Origin of the sequence: Marichromatium sp. AB32 (assembly GCF_003718675.1) — a bacterium.
In the GTDB taxonomy this organism is placed as follows: Bacteria; Pseudomonadota; Gammaproteobacteria; order Chromatiales; family Chromatiaceae; genus Marichromatium; species Marichromatium gracile.
Window position 1 is genome coordinate 1 of the sequence record NZ_RHFJ01000100.1, and the last position, 5,727, is coordinate 5,727.

At 70.0% G+C, this 5,727-nt stretch carries 7 protein-coding genes; 3 read left to right on the forward strand and 4 right to left on the reverse strand.

Features of this window, described 5'->3' with window-relative positions; translation table 11 throughout:
* Window positions 1–203: 203 nt before the first annotated feature.
* The 4 genes from EBL85_RS16365 to glyA all read right to left on the reverse strand — a co-directional run bounded on the left by EBL85_RS16365 (window position 204) and on the right by glyA (window position 3,903).
* Complete coding sequence (locus tag EBL85_RS16365) at window positions 204–866, reverse strand: riboflavin synthase (RefSeq protein WP_123140394.1); 663 nt, start codon at window positions 864–866, stop codon at window positions 204–206.
* A gap of 73 nt (window positions 867–939) precedes the next feature.
* The gene (ribD, locus tag EBL85_RS16370) at window positions 940–2,037 is read right to left on the reverse strand and encodes a bifunctional diaminohydroxyphosphoribosylaminopyrimidine deaminase/5-amino-6-(5-phosphoribosylamino)uracil reductase RibD (protein ID WP_123140395.1); all 1,098 of its coding nucleotides are present in this window, start codon (window positions 2,035–2,037) and stop codon (window positions 940–942) included.
* 25 nt (window positions 2,038–2,062) lie between these two features.
* The gene (gene nrdR / locus EBL85_RS16375) at window positions 2,063–2,563 is read right to left on the reverse strand and encodes a transcriptional regulator NrdR (RefSeq protein WP_123140396.1); all 501 of its coding nucleotides are present in this window, start codon (window positions 2,561–2,563) and stop codon (window positions 2,063–2,065) included.
* Between the two features lie 83 nt (window positions 2,564–2,646).
* Window positions 2,647–3,903, reverse strand: a complete 1,257-nt coding sequence (glyA, locus tag EBL85_RS16380; protein WP_123140397.1) for a serine hydroxymethyltransferase — start codon at window positions 3,901–3,903, stop codon at window positions 2,647–2,649.
* A 206-nt stretch (window positions 3,904–4,109) separates the two neighbouring features.
* Here glyA and ubiG point away from each other — a divergent pair, with 206 nt between their 5' ends.
* From ubiG to EBL85_RS16395, 3 genes are all read left to right on the forward strand, one after another.
* A complete protein-coding gene (ubiG, locus tag EBL85_RS16385) occupies window positions 4,110–4,835 on the forward strand; it encodes a bifunctional 2-polyprenyl-6-hydroxyphenol methylase/3-demethylubiquinol 3-O-methyltransferase UbiG (RefSeq protein ID WP_123140398.1) in 726 nt (241 codons plus the stop codon).
* The gene (locus tag EBL85_RS16390; protein WP_123143464.1) at window positions 4,828–5,505 is read left to right on the forward strand and encodes an HAD family hydrolase; all 678 of its coding nucleotides are present in this window, start codon (window positions 4,828–4,830) and stop codon (window positions 5,503–5,505) included. The genes ubiG and EBL85_RS16390 overlap by 8 nt, the downstream gene beginning before the upstream one ends.
* Window positions 5,502–5,727 (forward strand): squalene/phytoene synthase family protein (locus EBL85_RS16395; protein ID WP_190288114.1); only part of this gene is annotated, 226 nt, incomplete at its 3' end. The genes EBL85_RS16390 and EBL85_RS16395, both read left to right, overlap by 4 nt.

Sequence of the window (5,727 nt, forward strand, 5' to 3'; positions counted from 1 at the left end):
ATCTCGATAGCGCCACTCACCATTCACTGTCAGCGACCGGTTGGCGTACGTTTTCGACCAACACTCGAAGACAGGCGGCCACTGGCGGCTGGAGGCTGATCGCTGGCAGCTCTTCTCCCCTTCGCGCCCTTGGCGGCTTTGCGGTTCAATCCGCTGGCGGCTGGCGGCTGGCGGCTGGCGGCTGAAAGCTGGCGAAGGCGGTCTCAGCCGAACCCGTGACGACTGAGGAAGTCGCGGGTGATGCGCTCGCCCTCGCCCTCGGGTGCGGCGGCCTGTTCGCCGAGCACCAGGCGTTCGAGATAGCGGGCGATCAGGTCGACCTCGAGGTTGACCCGGCTGCCGGCGCGATAGCCGCCGATGATGGTCTCCTCCAGGGTGTGGGGGACGATGTTGAGTTCGAACACCGCGCCCTCGACACGATTGACGGTGAGGCTGGTGCCGTCGATGCAGATCGAGCCCTTGGGCGCGATATAGCGCGCCAGCGCGTCCGGGGCGCGGATGCGCAGCCGGGTCGAGCGGCCGTCGGCGCCGACCTCCAGCACCTCGCCCAGGCCGTCGACATGACCGCTGACCAGATGACCGCCGAGCGGGGTCGAGAGGGTGAGCGCGCGCTCCAGATTGACCGCGCCGCCCTGCCCCAGCGCACCCAGGGTGGTCAGCGACAGGGTCTCGCGCGAGACATCGGCGGCAAAACGCGCGGCCCCCAGCTCGACTGCGGTCAGACAGACACCGTTGACCGCGATGCTGTCGCCGAGCGCGGTCGTGGAGAGATCGAGATCGGCGGTATCGATATGCAGCCTGACATCGCCGCCGCGCGGCTCCTGGCGCGCGATACGCCCGACGGCCTGGATGATTCCGGTGAACATGACGGACTCCTCAGCGATGACGCGCGACGGCGTCGAGGTTGACTCGGGGGACGAGGCGCCACCGACGCCGACGCTAGCGCGCCGACGGGCGCAGCAACAGGCGCAGATCGGGGCCGATGCGACGGACATCGACGAAGGCCAGCGCGAGCCGATCGGCCATCTGCTCGACACCGGGCAGGCGCGCCAGCCCGCGGGCGCAGTCACCCATCAGGTGCGGGGCGAGATAGACCACCAGCTCATCGACCAGCCCGGCGGCGAGCGCCGCCCCGGCCAGGGTCGGACCGCTCTCGATCAGCGCCTCGTTGACCTCGCGTCGTCCCAGCTCGGCGAGCAGCGCGGCGAGATCGACGCGCCCGTCGGCACCGCCGCAGACCAGCGTCTCGGCGCCGGCGGCAACGAGCGCGCGCTCGCGCTCGGGGTCGGGCGTCGCGCCGACCACCAGGGTGGTGCCGGGCAGCCCCAGCATCCGCGCCGTCGGCGGCGTGCGCCAGCGGCTGTCGAGCACCACCCGCAGCGGCTGCAGCACCGGATCGCCGGGCATCAGCCCGGGCAGCGCCTCGGGGGCGAGCCGGACGTTGAGGCTGGGATCGTCGGCGAGCAGGGTCTCGACCCCGGTGATGATCGCGCCGCTGCCCGCACGCAGCCGCTGCACGTCGGCGCGCGCCTGCTCGGAGGTGATCCAGCGGCTCTCGCCGTCGGCCATCGCGGTCCGGCCATCGAGGCTCGCGGCGAGCTTGCAGCGCACCAGTGGACGACCCGCGCGCATCCGCTGCACGAACCCCGGGTTGAGCGCCTCGGCGGCGGCGGCCTGCACCCCGACCAGGGTGGCGATGCCGGCGGCCTCGAGCCGGGCGATGCCGCGCCCCGCGACCCGGGGGTTGGGATCGACCATGGCGCAGACCACCCGACCGACGCCCGCCTCGACCAGCGCATCGGCGCACGGCGGGGTACGACCGTGATGGCTGCAGGGCTCGAGGGTGACATAGACGGTGGCGCCGCGGGCACGCTCGGCGGCTGCGGCCAGGGCGTGGCGCTCGGCGTGCGGACCGCCGGCGCGTCGGTGCCAGCCCTCGCCGACCAGCACCCCGTCGCGCACGATGACGCAGCCGACGCGCGGGTTGGGCGCGGTGCTGTAGCGTCCCTGCTCGGCCAGACGCAGCGCGTGCGCCATCCAGGCCTGATCCGTAGGCGTGACCTCAGTCGGTGTCGCCATCATCGTCATCCGCTGCCACCGTCGCGCCGACCGGCTCGCGCTCGAGCCGTTCGATCTCGGCGCGGAAGGCGGCCACGTCCTCGAACTTGCGATAGACCGAGGCGAAACGCACGTAGGCGACCTGATCGAGCCCACGCAGCTCGTCCATCACCAGATCACCGAGACGCATCGAGTCGACCTCGCTCTCGCCACAGGACATCAGGGTGCGACGGATGCGCGAGAGCGCGGCCTCGATCTCGGCGGTACCGACCGGGCGCTTCTCCAGCGCCCGCATCATCCCCGAGCGCAGCTTATCGGGATCGAACGGGACCCGGGTACCGTCGCGCTTGACGATCCGGGGCAGGTTGAGTTCGGCGCGCTCGTAGGTGGTGAAGCGCTCCTCGCACACCACACACTTGCGCCGCCGGCGCACCTGATCACCCTCGTCGAACAGTCGTGAGTCGACGACCTTGGTGTCATGGGCACCACAGAATGGACAGCGCACGCTCTAGCCCTCCGACGCCGGCGCGGGGCCGGCGTCTCGATCGGCGCGCGCCGGGACGCCCTGCGACGCCCCGCGCACCGCCATCAGCAACCGTAGACCGGGAAGCGGCGACACAGCTCCACCACCTTGCCCTTGGCCGCCTCGATCGCGGCCTGATCGCCACGAGCGTCGATCAGGTCGCACATCCAGCCGGCGAGATCACGGGCCTCGGCGACGCCGAAGCCACGGGTGGTGATCGCCGGGGTGCCGACGCGGATCCCGCTGGTGACGAAGGGCGACTGCGGGTCGTTGGGCACGGCGTTCTTGTTGACGGTGATGTTGGCCGCGCCGAGCCAGGCGTCGACGTCCTTGCCGGTGAGCCCCTGGGCGATGAAGCTGACCAGGAAGAGGTGGTCGTCGGTGCCGCCGGAGACGACGTCGAAGCCACGCGCGATGAACACCTCGGCCATGGCGCGGGCGTTGTCGACGACCTGCTGCTGATAGGTCTTGAAGGCCGGCTCGAGCGCCTCCTTGAAGGCCACCGCCTTGCCCGCGATCACGTGCATCAGCGGACCGCCCTGGGTGCCCGGGAAGACCACCGAGTTAAGCTTCTTCTCGATCTCGGGGTTGGACTTGGCGAGGATCAGGCCGCCACGCGGACCACGCAGGGTCTTGTGGGTGGTGGTGGTGGTGACGTCGGCGATGCCGACCGGGCTCGGGTAGACGCCGGCGGCGATCAGACCGGCCACATGGGCCATGTCGACCATCAGATAGGCGCCGACGGCATCGGCGATGTCGCGGAAACGCTGCCAGTCGACCACGCGCGAATAGGCCGAGAAGCCGGCGATGATCATCCGCGGCTTGTGCTCCTGGGCCAGACGCTCGACCTCGGCGTAGTCGATCTCGCCGGTGGCCGGATCGAGACCGTACTGCACCGCGTTGTAGATCTTGCCCGAGAAGTTCGGCTTGGCGCCGTGGGTGAGGTGACCGCCGTGGGCGAGGCTCATCCCCAGCACGGTATCACCGGGCTGGCACAGCGCCTGGAAGACCGCGGCATTGGCCTGCGAGCCCGAGTGCGGCTGGACGTTGGCGTAATCGGCGCCGAACAGCGCCTTGGCGCGATCGATGGCCAGTTGCTCGACCACGTCGACATGCTCGCAGCCGCCGTAGTAGCGCTTGCCCGGATAGCCTTCGGCATACTTGTTGGTCAGCACACCACCCTGCGCCTGCATCACCAGCGGGCTGGTGTAGTTTTCCGAGGCGATGAGCTCGACGTGCTCTTCCTGGCGACGCTCCTCGTCCTGGATAGCAGCCCAGAGCGCTGGGTCGTAATCACTGATCTGCAACTTGGTATCGAACATGATGATTATTCCGGGCAATGCAAAACGGGTTAGTTTAACGGATGATCGGGCCGCGCGTCGCGCCTTTGGAAACAAAAAGACACCCGACGCCACCGGGCGTCACCACCGCGATCGGCCAGATCGCGGTCGTGTCGTTTAGAATGGAGATCGATCGAACGCCGGAGACGCGCGTGCGTCTCACCCAACCCCGGGACCAGATAAAGACCATGACCGATACCATTCATAACGTCGACCAAGCCGAGATCAGCAAGTTCGAGGAGCTCGCCTCGCGCTGGTGGGATCCCGACAGCGAGTTCAAGCCCCTGCACGACATCAACCCGCTGCGTCTCGACTACATCGAGCGCGGCGCCGACGGGCTGGCGGGCAAGGAGGTGCTCGACGTCGGCTGCGGCGGCGGCATCCTCTCCGAGAGCATGGCGCTGCGCGGCGCCAAGGTCACCGGCATCGACATGGGCGCAATGCCGCTGCGCGTGGCCGACCTCCACACCCTCGAGACCGGGGTCGAGGTCGACTACCGCCAGGTGCCGGTCGAGACCCTGGCCGCCGAGCGCCCGGCGAGCTTCGATGTGGTCACCTGCATGGAGATGCTCGAACACGTCCCCGAGCCGGCCTCGGTGATCGATGCCTGCGCGCGGCTGGTACGCCCCGGCGGCAAGGTGTTCTTCTCCACCCTCAACCGCACCCCCAAGGCCTATCTGCTGGCGATCGTCGGCGCCGAGTACGTGATGGGCATGCTGCCGCGCGGCACCCACGATTATTCGCGCTTCATCCGCCCCTCCGAACTCGACGCCTGGGTGCGCCGCACCGCGCTGCGCACCACCGACCTCAGCGGCATGACCTACAACCCGCTGACCAAGACCTACCAGCTCGACGCCAGCGACCTCAGCGTCAACTATCTGGTGAGCTGCGTGCGCGACGACGCCGATGCCTGAGCCGGTGCGCGACGCAGCGGTACTGTTCGACCTCGACGGCACCTTCGCCGACACTGCCCCGGACATGGCCGCCGCGCTCAACCGACTGCGCGCGGCCCACGACCGGGCGCCGCTGCCGCTCGCCGAGATCCGCCCCTTCGTCTCGCACGGCGGGCGCGGCATGCTCGAGGTCGGCTTCGGGCTGCGCCCCGGGGACAGCGACTACGAGCCGATGCGCCGCGCCTTCCTCGATCGCTATGCCGAGGCGCTGGTGCGCGACACCGCACCCTTCCCGGGGATGGCCGAGCTGGTCAGCGCCCTGGAGGCGCGCGCCATCCCCTGGGGGATCGTCACCAACAAGCCGGGCTATCTCACCCGGCCGCTGCTCGAATGCATCGGCTATGCCGAGCGCGCCGCCTGCGTGGTCTGCGGCGACACCACGCCCACGCCCAAGCCGCACCCGCGCCCCCTGTTCCACGCCTGCGAGCTGCTCGGGGTCGACCCCGAGCGCTGCTGGTACCTCGGTGACGCCGAGCGCGACATCCAGGCCGGGCGCGCCGCCGGCATGGGCACCCTGGTCGCCCTGTTCGGCTATCTCGGGGCACACGACGACCCCGACGGCTGGGGCGCGCACGGCGCCATCGATCACCCGCTCGCGCTGCTCGACTGGCTGCCCGAAACCCCGACATGAGCGTGACCATCGCAGAGACCGCGTGGCGCTTCCCCAACGACGCCACCCCGCTCGGCAGTGCCCGCTACTACGCCCTGCGCTTCGCCCCGGCGACGCGTCGCGATGCCCTGGCGCTGCTGGTGCTGTGGCACGCGCGGCTGCGCGCCATCCCCGGCGCGGTCTCCGAGGCGCGGATCGGGGCGGCCAAGCTCGACTGGTGGCGCGAGGAGATCGAGCGCTGCG

Coding starts and splice junctions, on each gene's coding strand:
- EBL85_RS16365 (WP_123140394.1), bottom strand. CDS start 866: ATGTTCACCGGAATCATCCAGGCCGTCGGGCGTATCGCGCGCCAGGAG.
- ribD (WP_123140395.1), bottom strand. CDS start 2,037: ATGGCGCACGCGCTGCGTCTGGCCGAGCAGGGACGCTACAGCACCGCG.
- glyA (WP_123140397.1), bottom strand. CDS start 3,903: ATGTTCGATACCAAGTTGCAGATCAGTGATTACGACCCAGCGCTCTGG.
- ubiG (WP_123140398.1), top strand. CDS start 4,110: ATGACCGATACCATTCATAACGTCGACCAAGCCGAGATCAGCAAGTTC.
- EBL85_RS16390 (WP_123143464.1), top strand. CDS start 4,828: ATGCCTGAGCCGGTGCGCGACGCAGCGGTACTGTTCGACCTCGACGGC.